We start from the raw sequence: 23,991 nt of genomic DNA on the forward strand, positions 1-23,991 counted from the left end.
GCCAGCGCCTCGGCATAACGGGCGCCGCCGACGATCAGCTCGGCGCCGTAACCGCGGATGCGGTCCAGCTTGGCCGGCGGGCTCACCTCGGGAACAAAGATGGTCGCCTTGTGGCCGAGCCGCATGGCGGCATAGGCGACGGCGGCGCCGTGGTTGCCGCCCGATGCGGCGACGACGCCGGCCGCAGGAACCGGCCGTTCGAGGAGATTGGTGAACGCACCACGCGCCTTGAATGAGCCGGAATGCTGCAAGCACTCAAGCTTCAGGTCGACAGGCAGAGGCGGGCGGCCGAAATCGGCCATGTCGACGCGCAGCACCGGCGTGTGGCGCACGTAGGGCCGGATGCGCGGCTCCATTGCAGCGATGCGCTCGCGTGTGATCGTGTGGCCGTGCAGCATGCTTTCACTCCCCAGAGCTGACATTCAGAGTTGACATTACTTAGTAACTTGGCAAAGTACCTAAATGCAAGAGGTCGACGTCTTCAAAGCGATTGCCAACGAGCGCAGGCTGCAGATCCTCGATTGGCTCAAAGACCCGCGCGCGCATTTTCCGCCGCAGACGGACGGCGATCTGGTCGAGGACGGCGTCTGCGCGCTGCTGATCGCGGAAAAGCTGGGGATCACCCAGGCAACGCTCAGCGAGCATATGCGCGTGCTCACCCAGGCAGGGCTTTTGCGCAGCAAGCGCATCAAGCAGTGGATATTCTATCGGCGGAACGAGGACAGAATCGCCGAGACCAGGGCGCTCATTCAGCACCGGCTGTAGCTGCAGAGTTCTACTTCAACCAGTCCGGCACCGAATCCAGTCCGATCAGCTCGTCATAGGTCTGGCGCGGGCGCACAACGTGGAAGCGGTCGCCGTCGACCAGCACTTCCGGTACCAGCAGCCTGGTATTGTAGGTGCCGGCCTGGACGGCGCCATAGGCGCCGGCGGTGGAGACAGCGATCAGGTCGCCGGATTTCAGCCGGGGCAGGTCACGGTCGAGCCCGAGATAGTCGCCGGTCTCGCAGACCGGGCCAACGACGTCGACCTTCATGCGTGGTGCTGCGGCCGGCTGCTGCGCCACCGGCCTGATGTCGTGGAAAGCGTCGTAAAGCGTCGGCCGGATCAGATCGTTCATCGCGGCGTCGACGACGAGGAAGTTCTTGGCGTCGCCCTCCTTCACGAAGATCACCTGCGAGACCAGGATGCCGGCATTGCCGACGATCAGCCGGCCTGGCTCGAACATCACTTTCAGCCCAAGTTTGGCAACATGCTTCCTGACGATCTGGGCATAGGCATCGGGCAAAGGCGGCGGGTTGTTGTCGACGCGGTAGGGAATGCCAAGGCCGCCGCCGACATCGATATGCTCGATGGCATGACCGTCGGAGCGCAAGGCGCCGACCAGCTCCGCCAGCAGCGCAAAGGCGTCGTCGAAGGGCTGCAATTCGGTAATCTGACTGCCGATATGGGTGTCTATGCCGGTTACCTTGATGCCCGGCAGCTCAGACGCGCGGGCATAGACCTTCCGCGCCTGTTGCCAGGGAATGCCGAACTTGTTCTCGGCCTTCCCAGTCGAAATCTTCTTGTGCGTCCTGGCGTCGACATCCGGATTGATGCGCAGCGAGATCGACGCGATCTTGCCCAGCGCGGTGGCGCGGGCCGACAGCAACTCCAGCTCCGGTTCGGATTCGACGTTGAAACAGAGAATGCCGGCCGAGAGCGCAAAATCCATTTCGCGCGCGGTCTTGCCGACGCCCGAAAACAGGATCTTGCTTGCCGGAATGCCGGCCGCCAAAGCGCGCCGCAATTCGCCCTCCGAGACCACGTCGGCGCCGGCGCCGAGCCTTGCCAGCACCTTCAGCACGGCCTGGTTGGAATTCGCTTTCATGGCATAGCAGACGAGAGCGTCGAGCCCGGTAAAGGCCTCTGTGAAGACGCGAAAATGCCTGGTCAGCGTCGCCGTCGAATAACAATAGAATGGTGTGCCGACGCTGGCGGCGATGTCTGATATCGCCACGTCCTCGGCATGCAGCGCGCCGTCGCGGTAGTCGAAATGGTTCACGAGATTGGTCCGAAAAATCAGAGCAGCGGGTCGAGGATGAATTTCTTGTCCTCGACAGGTTTTTCCGGCTCCGGCGGCAAAGGTTGCTTGGCCTTCTCGGCGTCCTTGCGGGCCTGCACGGCTGCCGCGTAGGGCGTATCAAGCGCAGCCTTCCTGCCGCAAGCCGCAACGGTGGCCATTGCTGCCAGCAGCGTCAGCGTCACCAAAATCCTGCTTCCGGTCATCGTGCCATCCGTCCGAAACTGTTGCCCGCAGCCGCTTCTAGCCGAGTTTTGCGGCCATTGCACCCCGCGTCTTACGCCTTGGCGAGCCGCTTTTTCCAGTAGCGGATCTGCTTGCGCACCTCGGACGGCGCGGTGCCGCCGAAGCTTGTGCGGCTCTTTACGGAATTCTGCACGGCGAGAACCGAAAACACGTCGGCGCTGATACCGGGGTGAATGGACTGCAGGTCCTCCAGCGAAAGCCTGTCGAGCCCGACCTTCTTGTCCTCGGCCAGCGCAACCGCCCGGCCAGTGATATGGTGCGCTTCGCGGAACGGCAGGCCGAGCGTGCGCACCAGCCAGTCGGCGAGGTCGGTCGCAGTCGAATAGCCGGCGCCGGCCGCCTTTTTCATCGCGGCAGTGTTCACCGTCATGTCGCGCACCATGCCGGTCATCGCCGCCAGCATCAGGTCGAGTGTCTCTGCCGCGTCGAAGACGGATTCCTTGTCTTCCTGCATGTCCTTGCCATAGGTCAGCGGCATGCCCTTCATCACCGTCAGCAACCCGACCAGATGGCCGGTGACGCGGCCGGTCTTGCCGCGCACCAATTCGGCAGCGTCGGGGTTTTTCTTCTGCGGCATGATCGACGAACCCGTCGAGAAACTATCCGACAGCCTGACGAAGCCGAATTGCGGCGTCGACCAGATGATGATCTCTTCGGCCAGCCGCGACAGATGCGTCGCGCAGATCGCTGCCAAGCCCAGGAACTCGAGCGCGAAATCGCGATCCGAAACGCTGTCGAGCGAATTGCGCATTGGCTCGCGGAAGCCAAGCGCCTTCGCTGTCTGGTGCCGGTCGATGGGAAAGCTGGTGCCGGCGAGGGCGGCGGCGCCGAGCGGGCTTTCATCCATCCGCTCAATCGCATCGCGGACGCGAGACAGGTCGCGCGCAAACATCTCGACATAGGCCATGCAGTGGTGGCCGAAGGTCACCGGCTGCGCCGCCTGCATGTGGGTGAAGCCCGGCATCACCGTTGCCGCATGCTCCTCGGCCCGATCCAGGAACGCCGTGATCAGGCCCTTCAGCGCCTCGGCGACGCGAAAGCACTCGTCCTTGACCCACAGCCTGAGGTCGACCGCCACCTGGTCGTTGCGCGAACGGGCGGTGTGCAGGCGGCCGGCGGCGGGGCCGATCAAATCGGCCAGACGGGCCTCGACATTCATGTGGATGTCTTCCAGCCTGGTCGAGAACTCGAATGTGCCGGTCTCGATCTCTGCCAGGATCGTGTTTAGCCCGTGAGTGATTTTTTCTTGATCGGCCGCCGAAATAATGCCCGTTTGCGCCAGCATCTGGCTATGGGCGATCGAGCCGCGAATATCCTGCGCATAGAGTTTGCGGTCGAAGGAGATCGACGCGTTGATCGCTTCCATGATTGCGGCCGGACCCGAGGCAAAACGTCCGCCCCACATCTGGTTGCTGGCCTTCTTGTCGTTCATCGCTATAACCCGTGCTCCGGAGCAGTTTTTCAAAAATGGCAGACGGCAATAGATTTTTCCCGGCTTTGCGTCTCATCCTCGCCGCTTTGGTTGCGGGCGTGCTGGCCGGCGCGGTCGCGGTATATGTCAGGGAAAGCAGTTCTGGCAACAAGGCGCCCGCGCAAGTGGCCGCCGGCGGCGGCAAGGACGACGTCGCCTGCGCCGCCAAGACCGACCGTGCCAAGAAGATCGGCGCCGCTGCTACCGGCCAGGTTGCCGCGCTTTTGCCGGCGGATCCGCCGCAATCGCTGAAAAGCCTTACCTTCAACGGCCCCGACGGCAAGCCGACGACGATCGCCGATCATGCCGGCAAGACGGTGCTGCTCAATCTGTGGGCGACATGGTGCGCACCTTGCCGCGCCGAAATGCCGGCGCTCGATGCACTGCAGAAGGAGATGGGCAGCGATGCGTTTCAGGTTGTTGCCGTCAACGTCGATGCCGGCGACGATGCCAAACCGAAGAAGTTCCTGGAGGACACCGGCGTCAAGTCGCTCGGCTACTATCGCGATGCCACGATGGCGCTGTTCAACGACGTCAAGACGCGCGGCCTGGCGCTCGGTCTGCCCGTCACCATGCTGATCGACGGGCAAGGCTGCCTGATCGCCCATATGAACGGCCCGGCCGAATGGTCGGGGCCGGATGCCAAGCGTCTGGTCGAGGCGGCGCTTCAGCCAGGATAGGCTCAAACCGTGCGCAGGCGCGGCTTGAGCACGGCAATGCTTGCGCCGCGTCGGCTGGCGGTGCGGATTGCCGGAGCGGCCACGCCCGTCAGTTCGCCGAATGTCTCGATCGGAGCCGGTTTGCCGAGGTAATAGCCTTGCCCGATCTCGCAAGCCTCGGCGTCCAGGAACTGCAATTCACCCGGCGTCTCGATGCCCTCCGCAAGGACCGGTAGGCCGAGACCGCGTCCAAGCCCCAGCACGGCGCGAACGATCGCCGCGAACTGGGCGTTCCTGTCGACCGATTTGATGAACGACCCGTCGATCTTGATCTTGTCGAAGGGAAAGGCGCTGAGGTTGGACAGCGAAGAATAGCCAGTGCCAAAATCGTCCATCGCCACATGCACGCCAAGCGCCTTGACCTGCCTCAAGGTTGCCAGCGCGCGCGGCATGTCCTTCACCAGGGCCGTTTCGGTGATCTCCAGTTCGAGCCTGCCGGGTGCCAGGCCGGATCTCGACAGTGCGTCGTGCACCTTGCGGCTGAAGTTCGGATTGTGAAGCTGCACGGCGGAGACGTTGACGGCGACCATCAGCGGGTTTGTCCAGCGAACAGCATCGTTACAAGCCGTCGTCAGCACCCAGTCGCCGATCTGCGCGATTGCGCCACTGTCCTCGGCCACGGGGATGAAAACGGCCGGAGAAATGTCACCCCTCTCAGGGTGCTGCCAACGGACCAGGGCTTCGAAGCCGATCATCCTGCCGCCGCGGATCTCCTTCTGCGGCTGATAGACGAGGTGGAACTCCTTGCGGGCGATCGCCTGGCGCAATTCATGCTCCATCACGCGCTTGTCGCGGGCCGCGGTGCCCATGGCTATCTCGAAAAACCGGTAGGTGTCCCTGCCTTCGGTTTTGGCGCGATGGAGTGCCGTGTCGGCATGGCTGATCAGGCCGGCCTGGTCTTCGGCATCCAGCGGAAAGAAGGCGATGCCGATGCTGGCCGAGACGAGGCCGGAGCCGACCGAAACCCTGTTTTCCTCCCGGATCGCCGCCAGCAAGTCCTCGGCTATCCGACCTGCGGCCAGGGGGTCGGGGAGGTTCGGAGCTATGATGGCAAATTCGTCGCCGCCGAGACGCGCGAGCAACTGCCCTTGGCGCGGGATGCCGGAAATGCAGTGTGCCAGCTTCTGCAGCATGGCATCGCCGGCGCCGTGGCCATAGAGGTCGTTGACCTGTTTGAACCGGTCGAGGTCAAGCAGCAGGAGCGCCAGATATCCATCCTTGCCGCCACGATCCATCGAGGCGAATTCTGCTTCCAGCCGGGAAGAGAAGCTCCGCCGATTGGCAAGCCCGGTAAGTGGATCGAAATGCGCGAGGCGGAGGATCTCTTCTTCCGCCTTCTTGCGCTCACGGATGTCGCGAACGGCAAGCACCGTATGAGGCCTGCCGCAGTAGGTGATCTTCCTGGCGATCAGCTCGACAGGAATTCTCGCGCCGTCGCTGCCCCTTAATTTCGCTTCCTGCGCGTGTTCGCCGAAGCCGGACATATCGGCTGCGCTCCGTCCGTCGAAAAGCTCGCCGAGTTGCATCGTGTTGAGGATGGCTGTCGCCGTGCCCGTCAGCTTCGCCATACTGTCATTGGCGCTGACGATGCGGGTGCCATCGCAAACGATCAGACCTTCCACCGCGGCATTGGCGAGATCGTGCATGCGATCGGCCTCGAGCTTCTGGCGGCGAAAGCGCAGGTCGATCCACAGCGCGGCACCCGACAGCAGAAGGATTACCAGGCTGGCGACCGCTGCAGCAAAGGCCTGGGAAATGGGCTCGATGGAATGTTGGGATATTTCAATCGAGGAATCCGGAATGATCGACACCGCGGCCATCGCGATGAAATGCAGGCTGCAAATCGCCAGCGTCAAAAGCGCGGCGCCGCCGAGAGTCGCGAGCGCTGACGGGCGGCGCAAGACGACGAGGAGGGCCAGTGCCGCAAGGGTCACGCCGGCCAGAAGCGATATCGCGACAAGGAGCAGGTTCCATACGACCCGGCCTTCGACCTCGAAAGCCGCCATGCCGATGTAGTGCATCGTCGCGATGGCGCCGCCCAGAATGGCGCCACCGACGAGGAAATGGTCGATGCCGCGGCGCAAAGTGGCGACCCACATCCCAAGCGCTGTCAAGATGACGGCGGCGGCAAGCGAAAAGGCGGATAATCCCGGATTGTATGCATTCGGTATTCCCGGCGTAAACGCGGTCATGGCGATGAAATGCGTCGCCCATATGCCGAACCCGGTCGAGGCCGCGGCGATCATCAGCCAGGCAAGCCGGTTTCGCTCGGTCGATCGGCCGACATGCTTAAGGAGATTAACCGCTGAGAAGCAAGAAATTCCACAGACGAGTGCGGCGAGCGCAACCAGTCTCAGGTCGTGCTGATTTACGATACAATTATAGACCGTCAGCATCCTGGTTCACTCGGTCTGCCAAAACTAACAGGGGGAGGTGTGACTGATTAGCAGTTGGAGATTTTAACGAATGGTTAACCCGTGGGCGGTGAGGCGGGTCTTTTCGGGGGAAAACCGATGCCGCTGCGCCGAAAAGGCGGTGATGTCGTTTCTGACGCCGCGCTTTCGGTAGCGAGTGCACTTTAGGAAGAAATGGTGTTCATTGATCCGCAACAAAACCGTTGTCCGATTGTCATCAGCGCCACATATTGGCTTTGCGAAAGTGCCCCTTTCGCCAATGACAAACGGGAGATGAAACATGAAATTCTTCGGCTTTGCGGCCGGTATCGCCGCCACCTTGACCCTGCTTTCCACCACCTCCGCCTTCGCCGTCACGCAGATCAGCTGGTGGCACGCCATGACCGGCGCCAACGCCGAGGTCGTCGCCAAGATATCCAAGGATTTCAACGCCAGCCAGAGCGACTATGAGCTCGTTCCGGTGTTCAAGGGCACCTATCCGGAGACGCTGAATGCGGGCATCGCTGCCTTCCGCGCCGGCCAGGCGCCCGATATCCTCCAGGTGTTCGATGTCGGCACCGGCGTGATGATGGCGGCCGAGGGTGCGATCAAGCCGGTGGCCGATGTGATGACCGGCGCCGGCATGACCTTCGACAAGAGCCAGTATCTGCCCGGCATCGTTGGCTATTATTCGAAGCCGGACGGCACCATGCTGTCGTTTCCCTACAACTCTTCCTCACCGATCCTCTACTACAACAAGGACATCTTCCAGAAGGCAGGCCTCGACGCGAACAATCCGCCCAAGACTTGGAACGAGGTGTGGGAAGCTGCCAAGAAGATCAAGACGAGCGGCGCCGCATCTTGCGGCTATACCTCGACCTGGCTGACCTGGATCCATCTGGAGAATTTCGCGGCGTGGAACGACGTGCCTTGGGCCACTCAGCAGAATGGCCTGGCTGGCGGTGATGTCGAACTCAAGATCAATGCGCCGATTTTCGTCAACCACTTCAAGGCGCTCGCTGACCTGGCCAAGGACGGCACGTTCAAATATGGCGGGCGCACCTCCGAAGCCAAGCAGATATTCCTCGCCGGCGAATGCGGCATCTTCACCGAATCGTCCGGCGGTCTCGGCGATATCGTCAAGTCCGGCATGAACTATGGCATCGGCCAGCTTCCCTACGACAGCGACGCCAAGGGTGCCCCGCAGAACACGACGCCGGGCGGTGCCAGCCTGTGGGTGTTCGGCAACAAGTCGGACGAGGAATACAAGGGCGTTGCCGCCTTCTTTGCCTATCTGTCCAAGACCGATGTGCAGGAATATCTGCACCAGAAGTCGGGATACCTGCCTGTGACGCTCGCCGCATACGAGGCGACCAAGAAATCAGGCTTCTATGACAAGAACCCCGGCCGCGAGACACCCATCCTGCAGATGACCGGAAAGTCGCCGACCGACAACTCGAAGGGCGTGCGCCTGCCGAATCTGCCGCAGGTGCGCGATATCCAGAACGAGGAGCTGGAGAAGATGCTGGCCGGCCAGCAAACCGCTCAACAGGCACTCGACAATGCGGTCGCGCGCGGCAACGCCGCGATCAAGGAAGCCCTGGACAACTAACGAGATCATCTCGGTTAAAGCGCGTCGCGTTTGAATGGCCACATGCGACGCGCTTTAAGCTATTGTTCTTATGCATGTCGTTGTCCCAAAACCGCTGCGCACTTTTGGGCGACATGCATTAGTCGGTTGAAATATCGCCCACGCGAGCGCGCGTGGGCAATGCCTGGATAGCGAGGGAAATCAGCCTGTCTGCACGCATTGTCTTTCCCAACAAGATCCTGCCCTACCTGCTGGTGGCACCACAACTCGCCATCACCCTGGTTTTCTTCTACTGGCCGGCCGGTCAGGCGCTTTACCAGTCGATGCTCAGGCAAGACCCGTTCGGGCTGAAGAGCAGGTTCGTCTGGTTTGCCAATTTCCGGAAGGTGCTGGCCGATCCGGCCTATCTCAACTCGATCAAGGTCACGGTGGTGTTCTCGCTTGCAACCGCGATCGTTGCCATGGTTGTGGCCCTGTTGCTGGCGGTCATGGCCGAGAAGGCCGTGCGCGGCAAAGGGCTCTACCGCACACTATTGATATGGCCTTACGCCGTGGCGCCGGCGATTGCCGGCATGCTTTGGCTTTTTCTGTTCAATCCCTCGATCGGCTCGTTGGCCTATTTGCTGAGGAGCCTCGGCATCGCATGGGATCCGCTGCTCAACGGCACCCACGCCATGATCCTGCTGGTGTCGGCTGCTGCCTGGAAGCAGATCAGCTACAACTTCCTGTTCTTCGTCGCCGGCCTGCAGGCGGTGCCGAAAACGCTGATCGAAGCGGCGGCCATGGACGGCGCCGGCGAAACCAAGCGCTTCTGGACCATCGTCTTCCCGCTGCTTGCGCCGACAACCTTTTTCCTGCTGGTCGTCAACACCGTCTATGCCCTGTTCGATACGTTCGGCATCGTTCATGCCGTCACCGGCGGCGGGCCGGGCAAGACGACCGAGACGCTGGTCTACAAGGTCTACAATGACGGCTTCGTCAATCTGATCCTGGGTGACTCGGCGGCGCAGTCGGTCATCCTGATGGCCATCGTCATCGCGCTCACAGCGATCCAGTTCCGCTATGTGGAACGCAAAGTCCATTACGGCTGAGGGCAGCGATGATCGGCCAGTCCCCGCTCCGCACCTTCATCGCCCATGCCGTGCTCATCCTAGGCATATTGATCGTGGCGTTTCCGATCTACTACACCTTCGTGGCCTCGACACACACGCTGCAAACGATCCTCAAACCGCCGCTGCCGCTCTTGCCCGGCGACCAGCTATTGAACAATTACAGCGAAGCGCTGTTCGGCGGCATTGGTCGTATCGGCGGTGTCAGCGTCGGCAGGCTGCTCTTCAATACCACGATCATGGCGCTCGGCGTTGCGGTGGGAAAGATATTCATCTCGATCCTGTCGGCCTACGCGATCGTGTTCTTTCGCTTTCCGCTGCGCATGGCCTTCTTCTGGCTGATCTTCATCACCTTGATGCTTCCAGTCGAGGTGCGCATCCTGCCGACCTACAAGGTGATGGTCGATCTCGGCATGATCGACACCTATGCCGGCCTGATCATCCCGCTGATCGCCTCGGCCACCGCAACGCTGCTGTTTCGCCAGTTCTTCATGACCATACCGGGCGAATTGGTCGAGGCGGCGCGTGTCGACGGTGCCGGGCCATGGCGCTTCTTTTTCGATATTCTGGTGCCGCTGTCGCGGACAAACATCGCCGCGCTGTTCGTGATCCTCTTCATCTATGGCTGGACGCAGTATCTTTGGCCGCTGCTCGTCACCAACAGCAACGACATGAACACCATCGTCATCGCGCTGAGAAAGATGGTTTCCTTCGCCGATGCCGACACCCAATGGCACCTGGTGATGGTCACGGCAATGCTGGCCATCGTGCCGCCGATCCTGGTTGTCGTGCTGATGCAACGCTGGTTCGTGCGCGGTCTGGTCGAATCCGAAAAGTGAGAAGCCGATGGCGACCGTCGATCTGAAGGATGTTAGGAAAATCTATCCCAGCGGCGTCGAGGCCGTGAAGGGCGTTTCCATCGCCATTCCCGACAAGGAGCTTTGCGTGTTGGTCGGCCCCTCCGGCTGCGGCAAGTCTACGCTGCTGAGGATGATCGCCGGGCTCGAGACGATTTCGGCCGGTACAGTCGCCATCGACGGCAAGGTGGTCAACGCCATTGGCCCGACCGAACGCGACATCGCCATGGTGTTCCAGAACTATGCGCTCTACCCGCATATGAAGGTCTATGACAACATGGCCTATGGCCTGCGCAACCGCGGCACGCCGAAGGACGAGATAGACAGCAGGGTACGCTCGACTGCCAAGGTGCTGGAGCTTTCGGCGCTGCTTGACCGGCGCCCGCGCGAGCTTTCCGGCGGTCAGCGCCAGCGTGTCGCCATGGGCCGCGCCATCGTGCGCAACCCGAAGGTCTTCCTGTTCGACGAACCGCTGTCCAATCTCGATGCAAAATTGCGCGGGCAGATGCGCATCGAGATCAAGAATCTGCAGCGCTCGCTTGGCGTCACCTCGGTTTATGTCACGCACGACCAGCTTGAGGCGATGACGCTGGCCGACATTCTCGTCGTCATGAACGCCGGACTGGTCGAGCAGACCGGCCCGCCGCTTGATGTGTACGAGAAGCCGGCTTCGACCTTCGTCGCTTCGTTCATAGGCGCACCGCCGATGAATCTGCTGGCGCTCACAGGGGCCTCCCCAAGCTCGGTATTGGCGGACGGTACGGTGATTGGCTTGGCGCCTCGACTGGGCAAGGCGGTGACACTCGGCTTTCGTCCGGAGGACGCCGATATCACCTTCGCGGCAGAGGCGCCGGCCGGCGCGCTCGCGCTTCCGGCGACAGTGGAAGCGGTCGAACCGGTCGGTGCCGAAAGCTTTCTCCATTGCGTGGCAGCCGGCAGCCGCATCGTGGTGCGCGTCTCAGGCCGCGCCAGCGCAAAGCCAGGCGACCAATTGCGCGTCGTGGCCAGGTCCGAAAAGCTGCATTGGTTCGATCAGGCGGGCAAACGGGTCGATTGAGATTGGTCTTTCATCCTGCCGAGCGGTGCTATGCGCGCGCAAAACCGTTCAGGCAAACACATGCGCCTTGCCCGACACGGTCAGCCGCACGATCTCGCCGATCGCCGGCGCATCCATGCCCGGCTTGCGCAGGATCAACGGCGTGTTGCCGATGGCCGCTGCGTCGGGCGGGTCGGGGCTGTTCAACAGACGCACCGCGATGGTGCACATCGAGCCGGCGAATTCGGATTCCGTTACCTCGCCGAACAGCATGTCCGGCGTGCCGGACATGCCTTCACGCGAGGTCCGTTTCAGCAGCACCTGCTCCGGCCGCAGCATGATGCGGGCGACGTCGCGCCGCTCCGAGCTGTCGACGGCGATGCGGCCGAGCGGCGAGATGGCGAAGCCATCGGCGATCCTGGCCGGCAGGACGATGGCGTCGCCGAGGAACTCGGCGACCATCCTGTCCTTCGGCTTGAAATAGAGCTCGCGCGGCGTGCCGACCTGCGAGAAGTTGCCGTCGCGCATCACCGCAACCTGGCTGGCGAATGACAGCGCCTCGGCCTGGTCGTGGGTGACCAGGATGGTGGTGATGCCGGCGGTTTCAAGGAGCTCGGCCACGGCCTTGCGCATCGAGGCGCGCAGGCCGGTGTCGAGCGCCGAGAACGGCTCGTCGAGCAGCATCAGCCGCGGCTTCATGGCCATGGCGCGGGCGAGCGCGACGCGCTGCTGCTGGCCACCGGAGAGTTCGTGCGGGCGGCGCTTCAGGATCCCTTTGTCCAGCCCGACGACATAGGCGAGCTCGGCGATGCGCTCACTGCGCTTTTCCTCGTGACGCCCCATGCCGAAGCCGATATTGGCGGCGATGCTCAGATGCGGGAATAGAGCGCCGTCCTGCGCCACCAGCCCGATGCCGCGGCGATGCGCCGGCACGGCCGTGTCGCCATCGGCCAGCACCTCGCCATCGAGCACGATGCGGCCCTGGTCGGGCGCCTCGAAGCCGGCGATCAGCCGCAGCAACGTGGTCTTGCCGCAACCGGACGGCCCGACGATTGCCGTACGGCTGCCGCTGGCCACGCTGAGGTCGACGCCGGCAAGTGCTGCGACGGGCCCGTAGTGCTTGTGGATGCCGCTCAGCTCGAGAAAGCTCATCGCCCGGCCATCCGCTTCGACTGGACGTAGAGCAGCCAGGTCAAAGGCAGCGACATCGCCACCATGATCAGGGCATAAGGCGCCGCCGACGCATAGTCGATCTCGCCGCTATAGGACCAGAACGCCATCGCCAGCGTGCGGGTGCCGTTGGGCGCCAGCATCTGGGTTGCGGTCAACTCGTTCATGATGCCCAGCGCGACCAACGCCATGCCGGCCGCCGCGCCCGGCGCCGACAGGCGGATCGTCGTCGACCACAGCGCCTTGAGCGGCGACCGGCCGAGACTGGAGGCGGCGCGTTCGAGCTCGACCGGCGCCTGTGCGATCGACGCCCTGAGGCTGATCAGGGCGCGCGGCAGAAACATCAGCGCATAAGCGACCAGGATGGTGAACAGGGTCTGGTAGAGCGGCATGGCGATACGCACGGCGATGGTGACCAGCGCCAGCGCGATGACGACGCCGGGCAACGCGCCGACGATATAGTTGCAGCCCTCCAGGACGCGTTGCAGCCTTCCCGGCGAGCGGATCGAAATCCAGGCCATCGGCATTGCCGCGACGGTGGCGAGCAGCGCGCCGGCAATCGCCAGGAACAGTGTCTGACCAAGCGCCAGGCCGATCTCGTCGAGCCTCCAGACGTCGGCGCCGCCGGCCATGAGCCAGCGGCCGATCGTGGCGAACGGCACGCCGAGCGCCAGCAGCGTGGTAATGGCAGGCAGCAGCAGGCAAGGAATGGTGGCGCGGCCAAGGCTCGTGCGCTGCTGCTGGCGCGCAGCACCCGAGCCGACGCGGGCATAGCGCTCCTCGCCGCGCACCAGCACCTCCAGCCCGAGCAGCACGAAGCAGCAGGTCACCAGCACGCCGGCCAGCATGTTGGCGGCGGGACCGTTGAAGGTCGACTGAAACTGGTCGACGATCGCGGTGGTGAATGTATCGAAGCGGATGAAGACATAGAGCCCGTATTCGGCCAGGAGATGCAGGCCCACCAGCAGGGAGCCACCGCAAATGGCGAGCCGGAGCTGCGGCAGCACGACACGCCGGAACACGCGCCAGGGGCCAAGCCCGAGCGCTGCCGCTGCATCCTCGAGAGCCGGATCGAGTCGGCGCAAGGCTGCCGCCACCGGCAGATAGAGGAAGGGGAAATAGGCGATGACGGACACAAGCACGCCGGCCCACAGGCCGTGCAGTCTGGGCACCATGGTGATCCAGGCGTAACTGTGGACGAAGGCGGGAATGGCGAGCGGCGCGACCGACAGCCAGGCCCATAGGCGGGCACCCGGCAGATCGCTACGCTCGGTCAGCCAGGCCAGCATGACCGACAGCACGATCGAGATCGGCACCGCCAGCACCACCAGCAGGCTGGTGTTGACCAGAAGTTCGCCGACGCGCGGCCTGAACACCAGCGACGCCACCGTTTCCCAGCCGGTCTGCATCGCCACCCAGATGATGAAGGCAAGCGGCAGCAGCGCAAACAGCGAGACAAAGACGGCGGCCAGCGAAATCCATGAGACCGACCAACGACGTGCCCGCACGGCCGTGGTGTCCGGCAAGCCTGAAGGTGCGAGATCGATCGCCGACTGCATCAGATCAGACGTTGCGCCAGCTCCGCCCGAAGGCGGAAACGATCGTCGGCCAATGCGGCGAGCAGCTTGTGGTCATGGACAAATGCCATCTTGAAAACAGAGCGCTCCCGCGGAAAGCGAATTCCCACAGGAGCGCAGTCGGTTGCCCTTTTAGGACGAACGCCGGCTAAAGCAAGCCGGCCGCCGTCATCAGGTCGGTCACCTTTTTCGAGTTCAGCGTCGTCGCGTCGACTTTCGGCGCCTGCAGATCGGCCAGCGGCACCAGCTTCGGATTGGACTCGGCGCCCTTGCCGACTGCGTACTCGAACGAATCGCCTGTTTTCAGCACGTCCTGGCCGCCGTTGCCGGTGACCCATTTCAGGAAAGCCTGCGCTTCCTTCGGGTGCTTGCTCGAGGCCAGCACGCCGCCGCCGGAAACCGAGACAAAAGCACCGGGGTCCTGGTGCTTGAAATAGTGCAACTCGACATTCTTGCTGTTCTCGCCGGTCTTGGCCTGATCGCCGTAGTAGTAATAGTGATAGATCACGCCGCCTTCGACCTCGCCGGCATTGACCGCCTTCATCACCGTGCTGTTGCCCTTATAGGCGGTAAAATTCTCCTTCATCGCCTTCAGCCATTCGGCCGTCGCTGCCTCACCCTTGAGCTGCAGAAGCGCGCTGACGATCGCCTGGAAATCGGCGCCGGAGGGCGAAGCGGCCCAGCGGCCCTTCCAGCTCGGATCGGCGAGATCGAGCAGCGATTTGGGCAGCTGGTCGGCGGTCAGCTTGGTCTTGTTGTAGGCAAAGACGGTGCTGCGCGCGGCGACGCCGACCCATTTGCCGCTCGCCGGCTGGTACTCCTGCGGAACCTGGGCCAGCGTCTCGGTGTCGACCGGTGCGAACAGGCCGGCCGCCTCGACTAATGCCATGGCCGGCGAATTCTCCGTCAGGAATACATCGGCGGGCGAAGCGGTGCCTTCCGCAATGATCTGATTGGAGAAATCGCTGTCGCCGCCATTGCGGACGGTAACCTTGATGCCGGTTTCCTTGGTGAATCCCTCCGCCCAGACCTTGGTCAGGTTTTCGTGCTGGGCGTTGTAGACGACGATGCCCTCGTCCTCTGCTATTGCCGGGCCGGCGATCAGGCTGATTGCAAGTGCTGTCGCACCGGCAAGGGCGGAAAGAGCATACTTCATGGCGTCGTCCTCGATTTCGATGGTCTTTGGCTTGGCACGCTGCACCTATCAATACATGACTAGCGCAGTCAACATTGCTGGCCCACTCAATTGCTCAAAAGGAGCAAACTTTCGTGATGCTCAGCTAATTTGCCTTGGACATTATTTCGCCGGCCCCGTAACAAATCAGCGCCGAGACGCGAATATCGGGAGTGAACTCTTGTGAGCGGCAAGGACGAAGCCGAGCTTTCACGGCTGCTGCGGGCCGCGATCGCCGGAGACGAAAGGGCCTATGCCGACTTTCTGCACCGGATCGCCGCGCTCGTTCGTGGCTTTGCCCGGCGCAAGATTGTGCAGGGCGGGGTGGATCCCGAGGATGTCGTGCAGGAAACCTTGCTGGCCATTCATGTGAAACGACACACCTGGCGCCATGATGCGCCGGTGCTGCCTTGGGTCTATGCAATAGCCCGCTTCAAGCTGATCGATGCGTTCCGGCGGCGCGGCCGGCGGATCGAGATCGAGATCGAAGAAATCGCCGAGACCTTTGCCGAGCCGGAATCGGAAACGGTGAGCGAGCGCGACGTCAACCGGGCGCTCGACAGCCTGTCGCCGGCGCAGCGTTCCGTCGTCTCGGCCGTATCGGTCGAAGGCCGGTCAATCGGTGAGACCGCGGCCAAATTCGGCATCAGCGAGACGGCTGTGCGGGTGTCACTGCACCGCGGGCTTGCCGCCATTGCCAAACGGTTCAGGGCGGGGCGGGAATAACATGAGGACCGAAGATCTCGTCAAGGCGCTCGACGCCGATGCCCGCAGCAAGGCGCTGCCGCTGGGCGCCGCCTGGTGGCTTGCCGCCGGCGCGGCCATCGTGATCGCGGCCGCGGTTTTCTGGCTGATGATCGGCCCGCGCCCCGACATTGCGATCGCCATGCACACGATGCGGTTCCTGTCCAAATTCGTCTTCACGATCGCTCTTGCCGCCAGCGCCTTTGTCCTGGTGCGTGCGATGTCGACGCCCGGTGCATCGACCGGCCGGGCGGCAAGCTGGATGATCGCCGCGCCGCTGCTGGTGATTGTGGCCGTGATTCTCGAACTCTTCGCCGTGCCTGCATCCGACTGGGGCACGCGCCTGGTTGGCACGAACATGGTCATCTGCCTGACCTTCATTCCGTTGATCGGCATCGGCCCGCTTGTCGTCTTTCTCGCGGTGCTGCGTCATGGCGCGCCGACACGGCCAGTGCTTGCCGGTGCGGCCGCGGGCCTGCTTGCCGGCGGGCTGGCGGCGACCTTCTATGCGGCGCATTGCTTCGACGATTCGCCGCTTTTCGTCGGCACCTGGTATACGATTGCGGTCGCCATCCTTGCCGTGCTCGGGGCGCTCGGTGGACGGCTTTTCGTGCGCTGGTAGCGATAAGGATCAGCGCGTCGGAACGGGATGCTCGCCGCGATAGTCGTAGAAGCCGCGCCCGGTCTTGCGGCCGAGCCAGCCGGCCTCGACATATTTGACCAGCAGCGGGCAGGGGCGGTATTTTGAATCCGACAGGCCGTCATGCAGCACCTGCATGATCGACAGGCAGGTATCCAGCCCGATGAAATCGGCAAGCTGCAGCGGCCCCATCGGATGGTTGGCGCCGAGCTTCATGGCGGTATCGATGGCGTCGACCGAGCCGACACCTTCATAGAGCGTGTAGATCGCCTCGTTGATCATCGGCAGCAGGATGCGGTTGACGATGAACGCCGGGAAATCCTCCGAGACGGTGATCGTCTTGTCGAGCTGCTTCACATAGGTTTTTGCCGCCTCGAAAGTCTGGTCCTCGGTGGCGATGCCGCGCACCAGTTCGACCAGCTTCATCACCGGAACCGGATTCATGAAATGTATGCCGATGAAGCGTTCCGGCCGGTCGGTCTGCGAAGCCAGCCGCGTGATCGAGATCGATGACGTGTTCGTCGCCAGGATGGCCTCGGGGTTGAGCTGCGGGCAGAGCTGGGCATAGATCTTGCGCTTGACCGTCTCGTCCTCGGTCGCCGCTTCGATCACCAGGTCGGCGCCCGCAAGGTCGGCCATGGCCGGTGCCGCCGAAATGCGCGCCATCGCCTCATTGCGCAGCTTTTCCTCGAGTTTGCCGGAGCCGACCTGACGGGCCATGTTGCCGCTGACGGTGGCGATGCCCTTTTCGATGCGGTCGGGCGAAATATCGTAAACCAGCACCTTATAGCCCGCCAGCGCCGACACATGGGCGATGCCGCCACCCATCTGGCCCGCGCCGATGATGCCGATCGTCTCGATCTTGCTCATTACCCGATCCCGTCGAGGCCTTTGCGGCCCATTTTTTGTGCAGTGCAAACTAAAAGGGCGGGGCGACTTCGTCTACCCCACCCCTCACAATTTAATACGCTTTGGCAGAAGGCGTCAAAGCGCCTTTTGCAGTTCCGGCAGAATGACGAAGAGGTCGCCGACGAGGCCGTAGTCGGCGACCTGGAAGATCGGCGCTTCCTCGTCCTTGTTGATGGCAACGATCACCTTCGAATCCTTCATGCCGGCAAGGTGCTGGATGGCACCGGAGATGCCGACGGCAATATAAAGGTCGGGCGCTACCACCTTGCCGGTCTGGCCGACCTGCCAGTCGTTCGGCGCATAGCCGGCATCGACGGCGGCGCGAGATGCGCCAACCGCCGCACCGAGCTTGTCGGCGACCGGCAGAATTACCTCCTGGAACTTCTCGGAGGAGCCCAGCGCACGGCCGCCCGAGATGATGATCCTGGCCGAGGTCAGCTCTGGACGGTCGGTCTCAGAGAGCTTGTTCTCGACAAAGCTCGATAGGCCGGGATTGGCCGCCGCCTGGACCGTCTCGACCGGCGCGGAACCGCCCTCGGGTGCTGCCTGGAAGGAAGCAGTGCGCACTGTGATGACCTTCTTGGCGTCACTCGACTGCACCGTCTGGATGGCGTTGCCGGCATAGATCGGCCGCTTGAAGGTGTCGGGCGACACGACTTCGATGATTTCCGATATCTGGGCGACATCGAGCAGCGCCGCCACGCGGGGCGCGACGTTCTTGCCCGACGAGGTCGCCGGCGCGATGATCGTCTCGTATGGCTCAGCAAGCGAAACGACGAGTGCCGCCAGCGGTTCGGCGAGACGCTCGGTCAGTTCGTCGGCTTCGGCGAGCAACACCTTGCTCACGCCCTTGAGCTTAGCGGCGGCGTCCGCTGCCGGCTTGGCACCTTTGCCGGCAACCAGCACATGCACGTCCGAACCGATCTGCAGCGCCGCCGAAAGCGCCTTGGCAGTCTGGTCGGAAAGCGCCGCGTTGTCGTGTTCGGCAATCAGAAGAATTGTCATTTTTTATCCCTTCCTGGCCTTACAGCACGCCGGCTTCGTTTTTCAGCTTGTCGACCAGTTCGGCGACGCTCTTGACCTTGACGCCCGCCTTGCGGCCGCCCGGCTCCTCGGTCTTGATCACCTTCAGCCGCGGCTTGACGTCGGCGCCGTAGTCGGCAGGGCTCTTCTCGTCGAGCGGCTTCTTCTTGGCCTTCATAATGTTGGGCAGCGACGCGTAGCGAGGCTGGTTCAGCCGCAAATCGGCCGTGACGATTGCCGGCATCTTCAGTTCCAGCGTCTGCAGGCCGCCATCGACCTCGCGCGTCACCGTGGCCTTGTCACCGTCGAGCACGACCTTGGAGGCGAAGGTGCCCTGCGCCCAGCCGAGAAGTGCGGCCAGCATCTGGCCGGTCTGGTTGGAATCATCGTCGATCGCCTGCTTGCCGAGAATGACCAGGCCGGGCTGTTCTGCCTCTACGACGCCCTTCAGCACCTTGGCGACGCCCAGCGGCTCGGTCTGCTCGTCGGTCTTGACCAGGATGGCGCGGTCGGCGCCCATGGCGAGCGCGGTGCGCAAGGTCTCCTGTGCCTGCTGCGGCCCGATCGACACGACGATGATCTCTTCGGCCTTGCCAGCCTCCTTCAGCCGGATCGCCTCTTCCACCGCGATCTCGTCGAACGGGTTCATCGCCATCTTGACGTTGGCGAGTTCCACCGCCGAACCGTCCGCCTTCACCCGGACCTTGACGTTCGCATCCACAACCCGCTTCACGGGCACAAGGATCTTCATTTGCCTGTCACCTCTTTCACGATAGTCTCTTCACGCTCGTCGGGCGCGCTATAGCAGCGTGCACCTCTTCAGAGTTGTCGAAAGCCGACATTCCGGACGGAATTCTGGTCTTCGCCACGCCAGTAGGGTGGCGCTTCCGTAGTTGCGGCGACCCCGCGCGTCAATATCCGGGCGCACTCGGATCCTCGGCGAAGCACTCAAATCGGTTCAGTCCGGACCGGAACCGGTCCCCCGGCCCCATCGCGGCGCCGGCTGCGCAGGCTGTGGGTCGCTTGGCGCCGGCTCCACGGCTACAGGCACCTGGCCGGCAACCACCACAGTCTCTTCATCCGCAGCGGCGAGCAGTGGCACGCCGCGGCTGCGCAAGACAAGCACCAGCACGGCTCCGGCGATGATGCCGCCAATATGGCAGGCCCAGGAAACCTGATCCTCGCCTCCCTGGGCAAACATGAAGATCTGGAACAGGATCCACAGGATGAGCGGGACGAAGGCCGGGATGCGCAACGGGATGCGGGCGAAGACCAGCACCCATACCTTCACGCGCGGATAAAGGATCAGATAGGCAGCGACGACACCGGCGATGGCGCCCGACGCGCCGATCAGCGGCACTTGCGAATCCCAGGCCACCAAGCCCTGGAAGAAAGCGCCGGCAATGGTGCAAAGCAGGTAGAAGACGAGATAACGGACATGGCCGAGCGCATCCTCGACATTGTCGCCGAACACCCACAGAAACAGCATGTTGCCGCCGAGGTGGAAGATATCGGCGTGCAGGAAGGAATAGGTCAGATAGCTCAGGCTCTCCGGAATGACGACAAATTGCGGAGCGAGCTCGACGCTGTCATGCACAACAGACGGGATGAAGCCGAGGCCCAGTACCGCGGCGTTAGCGAAGTCCTCCCCGCCAAGAGTTGTGACAAAGTAGATCAACACGTTTAGCGCGATCAGGCTGATCGTCACATATTGCTGCTTGATGTGCCGCAGCCGGTTGGTGTCGTAAAGCGGGATGAACATCGGGCCTCTCCCGCTTCCGGCGGATTCAGCGGTTCTTGCCGGGAACCCATAGCACGTCGGCATTTCCATTGTCATTGACCGCGCGTGCGGCGACGAACAGAAAGTCCGAGACACGGTTGATGTATCTTATCGCCTCGCGGCTGACGTGCTCGTCTGGATCTTGCGACAGCGCCACCATGATGCGCTCGGCGCGGCGGGCCACCGTGCGGGCGAGGTGAAGGGCAGCCGCTGCCGGCGTGCCGCCGTTGAGCACGAAGGATTTGAGCGGCTCAAGGTCCTTGTTGAGGAGGTCGATGTCCTGTTCGATGCGGTCGGTCTGCGAGGCGATGATGCGCAACGGCTCGTAGTCGAGCGGCTTGCCATTATCGGGGACTGCCAGATCGGCGCCGAGATCGAAAAGGTCGTTCTGGATGCGGCCGAGCATCGCATCGATCGCCGGATTTACTGCCGCTGTATGAATGCGGGCCATGCCGATGCAGGCATTGGCCTCGTCGACGGTGCCGTAGGCGTCGATGCGAAGGTCGGATTTCAGCCGCCGCTCACCAGAGCCGAGGCCGGTGGTGCCATCGTCGCCGGTGCGGGTGTAGATCTTGTTGAGCTTGACCACGGGTTACCTCCCGGTGCTGGCTGGTGCGTCACTTACGGGTGAAATACACCGCCAGCATGATCAGCACCAAGGCCACGAACTGCAACAGCACGCGCGTCTGCATCAGCTTGTTGGAGGTCATGCTGGAGCCGCCGCGCATCATGTTGATGAGGCCGCGGATCAGCACGATCACCACGGCGACCATGACGAGAACGGCGAGGATGTTGAAGACGGTTGCCATGGTGTGTCCCAGTTGAATTGCGTTCAGGCGCGTTTGGCGAGCAGACGGTAGAGTACCGATGACGGCACGATCCGTTTAAGGATCGCGCCGATCCTGGCCGGCACCGTTACCACATAATGCGGGCGCGGGCGCCGCGACAGAAGCGCATGGCGCAAGGCGGCATAAACCACCTCCGGCCCGGGCTTCAGCCGCGATGTGCTGCCGCCGGCCCGCAGCCGTTTGAGTTGCGCCGCATAGGCGAGGCGATGAACGGAATTCTCGTGATCGATATTCGCCAGAAACCAGGGGAGGCTGTTGGTGGCGATCTTCGATTTCACCGCTCCCGGCTCGATCAGCGAAACATGGATGCCGCTGCCCCGGAGTTCTTGATAGAGGGACAACATCAGCCCTTCGATAGCGTGCTTCGATGCCGAGTAGGCGCCGCGAAACGGCAGCGGCGCAAGGCCGAGGATCGACGAGCAATGAACGAGACGACCATGGCCCTGGCCGCGCATTACCGGTACGACACGGCGAGTGAGATCATGCCAGCCAAAGACATTGGCCTCGAACTGCTGCCGTAAAGCCTCGACCGGCAGGTCCTCGACGGCGCCGGGCTGTCCGTAGGCGCCGTTGTTGAAGAGCGCATCGAGCCGGCCGCTGGTCCGTTCCAGCACCGACGCTACCAGCGCCTCGATCGATCCGGGCTCGGTGTAGTCCAGATAAAAGGCCTCGATGCCGTCGGCCTCGAGCGCGGCGATATCTTCGGGCTTTCGGGCCGTTGCGAACACCCGCCAGCCTTCCTTCTTAAGAGCATGGGCGCAATAGGCGCCTATTCCGGAAGAGGCACCTGTGACAATGATGGTGCGCAACTCTTCTCCGGGAGGACTGGTGGTTTGACCTAGGGTTGTCATTTACCGCAAACCCTTCCCATATTCGCGGCGTCGGGACAATCGAAGGGAACGCGGTTCTTGTTGCGGAAGATCGTAGCCCTCAAACGCGTGCTCTACGACGCGCTCGGCCATTTCAACACCGACGACGGCTGGGCAATGGCCAGCCATCTGGCGATCACCGCGCTGATGGCGCTTTTTCCTTTCCTGATCTTCGCCACGACGCTGGCGAGTTTTTTCGGCGCGCAGGCTTTCGCCGACACCGCCGTGCACCTTGTGTTCGACACATGGCCCGAGCAGATCGCCAAACCGATCGCGCGCGAAGTGCTCAACGTGCTTACCGTCCGGCGCAGCGACCTGTTGACCTACGGTATCGTGCTTGCCGGATACTTCGCCTCGAACGGCATCGAGGCGCTGCGCACCTCGCTCAACCGGGCCTATCGTGTCTCGGAAACGCGCGGCATCATCTATCGGCGGGTGCAGAGCATCATCTTCGTGCTGATCGCGACGGCCGGGTTTTTGGCGATCAGCGTGCTGCTGGTCTTCGCGCCATTGCTGGCACGGCTGGCCGAGTCGCATTTCGAATGGATAAAACCCTATATGGGCACGATCACGCTGTGGCGTTACGTCATCGCCTCGGTCGTCATCATCGGCGGTCTGTTCGCCGTGCATTTCTGGTTGCCGGCCGGCAAGCGCCGCTTCGTTTCGATCGTGCCTGGCATCATCTTCACGCTGGTCGGCTGGCTCATCGGGTCGACCATCTTCGCCGCCTATCTCGACCATTTCTCGTCCTATGTGACGACCTATGCCGGCCTCGCCTCGATCATGATCGCCGTCGTCTTCCTCTATATAGTCTCGGCGATCTTCATCCTCGGTGGCGAGCTCAACGCCGCGATCAGCCGCTATTTAGAGGCGCGTGCCCGCGTCGGCGGCTGAGCCGTCGCCAGCCCGACGCCGAGCGTCGCGATCGCCATGCCGGCGATCTGGAGCGGGCTCAATTGCTCACCGAACAATGCCCAGGCGATGACCGCGGTGACGGCCGGCACGAGGTAAAACAGCGAGGCGACCTTCGACATCTCGCCGTCGCGGATCATCACCATCAATAGGAAGATGGCGCCGATCGATAGCACCAGCACGAGCCAGGCCATAGCAAAGATCAGTTCGCCATTGACGATGACCGTTCGGGTCTCGAAGGCGAGCGAGGCCAGAGCCATCACCGATGCGCCGCCGACATATTGCCAGAACGTGGCAGCCACCAGATCGCCGCCGGAGGCGAAACGCTTCTGCCAGATCGTGCCGGCGCTCATGCCGAGTACGGAGACAAATGAGGCGACCAGCGTCTCGGCCGTCACGCCGCCGCCGAGCGCGCCGAGCTTCGGCCAAAGCACGATCACCACGCCGATCAACCCTAGGCCGAGACCGGCCCAGTGGCGCGGCAGGATGGCCTCGCCCAGAAGCCGGCCGGCGAGCACCGCCGTGATCAGCGGCTGCAGGCCGACGATCAAGGCTGAAAGCCCGGCGGGCATGCCCCGGTGGATGGCCCAGAACACGCCGCCGAGATACACCCCATGCATCAGGATGCCGGCGCCGGCCGCGTGCAGCGCCTCGTCGCGGGTGGCGCGGCTCGAACCAAGCGCGGCCATCAAAGCGACAAGCAGGATTGCGGCCAGGACAAAGCGCGCCGCCAGGAACGTAAAGGGCTCCGCCCACGGCATGGCATAGCGCGCGCCGATGAAGCCGGTCGCCCACAGGACGACGAAAGAGGCGGGGATGAACCGCTTGAGGCTGTGCATTTTCCGGAGGCCGCGGTGAATT

25 protein-coding genes are annotated in these 23,991 nt (G+C 62.9%); 9 read left to right on the forward strand and 16 right to left on the reverse strand.

The genetic code is table 11. The features are described from left to right. The coding region (locus E5W70_RS09245; protein WP_292656713.1) for a pyridoxal-phosphate dependent enzyme at positions 1-398 on the reverse strand (398 nt) is incomplete at its 3' end. A gap of 64 nt (positions 399-462) precedes the next feature. Between E5W70_RS09245 and E5W70_RS09250 the strand changes: the two genes are divergently transcribed. After that, positions 463-765 carry a metalloregulator ArsR/SmtB family transcription factor gene (locus tag E5W70_RS09250; RefSeq protein WP_023677929.1) on the forward strand — a complete coding sequence of 101 codons (303 nt, stop codon included), beginning with the start codon at positions 463-465 and terminating at the stop codon, positions 763-765. Positions 766-775: 10 nt separating this feature from the next. Here the strand turns inward: E5W70_RS09250 and lysA are convergent, their stop codons facing one another. The 3 genes from lysA to argH all read right to left on the reverse strand — a co-directional run bounded on the left by lysA (position 776) and on the right by argH (position 3,740). Then, the gene (lysA, locus tag E5W70_RS09255; protein ID WP_292656718.1) at positions 776-2,044 is read right to left on the reverse strand and encodes a diaminopimelate decarboxylase; all 1,269 of its coding nucleotides are present in this window, start codon (positions 2,042-2,044) and stop codon (positions 776-778) included. Between the two features lie 17 nt (positions 2,045-2,061). Further along, a complete protein-coding gene (locus E5W70_RS09260; RefSeq protein ID WP_023677931.1) occupies positions 2,062-2,268 on the reverse strand; it encodes a hypothetical protein in 207 nt (68 codons plus the stop codon). Positions 2,269-2,339: 71 nt separating this feature from the next. Next, positions 2,340-3,740, reverse strand: a complete 1,401-nt coding sequence (gene argH, locus E5W70_RS09265) for an argininosuccinate lyase (protein ID WP_292656721.1) — start codon at positions 3,738-3,740, stop codon at positions 2,340-2,342. Positions 3,741-3,775: 35 nt separating this feature from the next. Between argH and E5W70_RS09270 the strand changes: the two genes are divergently transcribed. Then, entirely contained in the window at positions 3,776-4,459 is a 684-nt protein-coding gene (locus E5W70_RS09270) for a TlpA disulfide reductase family protein (RefSeq protein WP_292656724.1), read from the forward strand. 2 nt (positions 4,460-4,461) lie between these two features. Here E5W70_RS09270 and E5W70_RS09275 read toward each other — a convergent pair whose 3' ends face one another. Beyond that, positions 4,462-6,894, reverse strand: coding sequence for an EAL domain-containing protein (locus tag E5W70_RS09275; RefSeq protein WP_292656726.1), 2,433 nt, complete (start codon positions 6,892-6,894; stop codon positions 4,462-4,464). Between the two features lie 298 nt (positions 6,895-7,192). Here E5W70_RS09275 and ugpB point away from each other — a divergent pair, with 298 nt between their 5' ends. From ugpB to ugpC, 4 genes are all read left to right on the forward strand, one after another. Next, entirely contained in the window at positions 7,193-8,503 is a 1,311-nt protein-coding gene (gene ugpB / locus E5W70_RS09280; RefSeq protein ID WP_292656728.1) for a sn-glycerol-3-phosphate ABC transporter substrate-binding protein UgpB, read from the forward strand. A gap of 185 nt (positions 8,504-8,688) precedes the next feature. Beyond that, the gene (ugpA, locus tag E5W70_RS09285) at positions 8,689-9,573 is read left to right on the forward strand and encodes a sn-glycerol-3-phosphate ABC transporter permease UgpA (RefSeq protein ID WP_292656843.1); all 885 of its coding nucleotides are present in this window, start codon (positions 8,689-8,691) and stop codon (positions 9,571-9,573) included. A gap of 8 nt (positions 9,574-9,581) precedes the next feature. Further along, positions 9,582-10,430, forward strand: a complete 849-nt coding sequence (gene ugpE, locus E5W70_RS09290) for a sn-glycerol-3-phosphate ABC transporter permease UgpE (RefSeq protein WP_292656731.1) — start codon at positions 9,582-9,584, stop codon at positions 10,428-10,430. 7 nt (positions 10,431-10,437) lie between these two features. Next, positions 10,438-11,505, forward strand: coding sequence for a sn-glycerol-3-phosphate ABC transporter ATP-binding protein UgpC (ugpC, locus tag E5W70_RS09295; protein ID WP_292656733.1), 1,068 nt, complete (start codon positions 10,438-10,440; stop codon positions 11,503-11,505). 48 nt (positions 11,506-11,553) lie between these two features. Here the strand turns inward: ugpC and E5W70_RS09300 are convergent, their stop codons facing one another. The 3 genes from E5W70_RS09300 to E5W70_RS09310 all read right to left on the reverse strand — a co-directional run bounded on the left by E5W70_RS09300 (position 11,554) and on the right by E5W70_RS09310 (position 15,387). Further along, positions 11,554-12,636 carry an ABC transporter ATP-binding protein gene (locus E5W70_RS09300; RefSeq protein WP_292656735.1) on the reverse strand — a complete coding sequence of 361 codons (1,083 nt, stop codon included), beginning with the start codon at positions 12,634-12,636 and terminating at the stop codon, positions 11,554-11,556. Beyond that, positions 12,633-14,213, reverse strand: coding sequence for an iron ABC transporter permease (locus E5W70_RS09305; RefSeq protein WP_292656738.1), 1,581 nt, complete (start codon positions 14,211-14,213; stop codon positions 12,633-12,635). The genes E5W70_RS09300 and E5W70_RS09305 overlap by 4 nt, the downstream gene beginning before the upstream one ends. 166 nt (positions 14,214-14,379) lie before the next feature. Further along, positions 14,380-15,387: an iron ABC transporter substrate-binding protein gene (locus tag E5W70_RS09310; protein WP_292656741.1), complete on the reverse strand. Its 1,008-nt coding sequence runs from the start codon at positions 15,385-15,387 to the stop codon at positions 14,380-14,382. Positions 15,388-15,588: 201 nt separating this feature from the next. On the opposite strand from E5W70_RS09310, the gene E5W70_RS09315 reads away from it, so the two are divergent. Together E5W70_RS09315 and E5W70_RS09320 are read left to right on the forward strand one after the other, a co-directional pair. Continuing rightward, positions 15,589-16,131, forward strand: a complete 543-nt coding sequence (locus E5W70_RS09315) for a sigma-70 family RNA polymerase sigma factor (RefSeq protein ID WP_292656743.1) — start codon at positions 15,589-15,591, stop codon at positions 16,129-16,131. A gap of 1 nt (position 16,132) precedes the next feature. Further along, positions 16,133-16,771, forward strand: a complete 639-nt coding sequence (locus E5W70_RS09320; protein ID WP_292656746.1) for an NrsF family protein — start codon at positions 16,133-16,135, stop codon at positions 16,769-16,771. 9 nt (positions 16,772-16,780) lie between these two features. Here E5W70_RS09320 and E5W70_RS09325 read toward each other — a convergent pair whose 3' ends face one another. From E5W70_RS09325 to E5W70_RS09355, 7 genes are all read right to left on the reverse strand, one after another. Next, entirely contained in the window at positions 16,781-17,659 is an 879-nt protein-coding gene (locus tag E5W70_RS09325; protein WP_023721073.1) for a 3-hydroxybutyryl-CoA dehydrogenase, read from the reverse strand. Positions 17,660-17,773: 114 nt separating this feature from the next. Beyond that, positions 17,774-18,703 (reverse strand): electron transfer flavoprotein subunit alpha/FixB family protein, encoded by a 930-nt coding sequence (locus E5W70_RS09330; RefSeq protein WP_292656754.1) that lies wholly within the window; start codon positions 18,701-18,703, stop codon positions 17,774-17,776. 19 nt (positions 18,704-18,722) lie between these two features. Next, on the reverse strand, positions 18,723-19,472 hold the full coding sequence (locus E5W70_RS09335) for an electron transfer flavoprotein subunit beta/FixA family protein (protein WP_292656756.1): 750 nt from the start codon (positions 19,470-19,472) through the stop codon (positions 18,723-18,725). Positions 19,473-19,679: 207 nt separating this feature from the next. Continuing rightward, the gene (locus E5W70_RS09340; protein ID WP_292656758.1) at positions 19,680-20,483 is read right to left on the reverse strand and encodes a rhomboid family intramembrane serine protease; all 804 of its coding nucleotides are present in this window, start codon (positions 20,481-20,483) and stop codon (positions 19,680-19,682) included. 25 nt (positions 20,484-20,508) lie between these two features. Further along, positions 20,509-21,090 (reverse strand): cob(I)yrinic acid a,c-diamide adenosyltransferase, encoded by a 582-nt coding sequence (locus tag E5W70_RS09345; RefSeq protein WP_292656762.1) that lies wholly within the window; start codon positions 21,088-21,090, stop codon positions 20,509-20,511. Between the two features lie 28 nt (positions 21,091-21,118). Continuing rightward, complete coding sequence (locus E5W70_RS09350; RefSeq protein WP_023677950.1) at positions 21,119-21,310, reverse strand: twin transmembrane helix small protein; 192 nt, start codon at positions 21,308-21,310, stop codon at positions 21,119-21,121. 23 nt (positions 21,311-21,333) lie between these two features. Beyond that, entirely contained in the window at positions 21,334-22,200 is an 867-nt protein-coding gene (locus E5W70_RS09355) for an SDR family oxidoreductase (RefSeq protein WP_292656765.1), read from the reverse strand. A gap of 57 nt (positions 22,201-22,257) precedes the next feature. Between E5W70_RS09355 and E5W70_RS09360 the strand changes: the two genes are divergently transcribed. Beyond that, positions 22,258-23,112 (forward strand): YihY/virulence factor BrkB family protein, encoded by an 855-nt coding sequence (locus tag E5W70_RS09360; RefSeq protein WP_292656768.1) that lies wholly within the window; start codon positions 22,258-22,260, stop codon positions 23,110-23,112. Here the strand turns inward: E5W70_RS09360 and E5W70_RS09365 are convergent. Further along, positions 23,079-23,969, reverse strand: a complete 891-nt coding sequence (locus tag E5W70_RS09365; protein WP_292656769.1) for a DMT family transporter — start codon at positions 23,967-23,969, stop codon at positions 23,079-23,081. The genes E5W70_RS09360 and E5W70_RS09365 overlap by 34 nt on opposite strands. Between the last annotated feature and the right edge of the window lie 22 nt (positions 23,970-23,991).

The sequence above is a fragment of the Mesorhizobium sp. genome (assembly GCF_005063415.1).
In the GTDB taxonomy this organism is placed as follows: Bacteria; Pseudomonadota; Alphaproteobacteria; order Rhizobiales; family Rhizobiaceae; genus Mesorhizobium.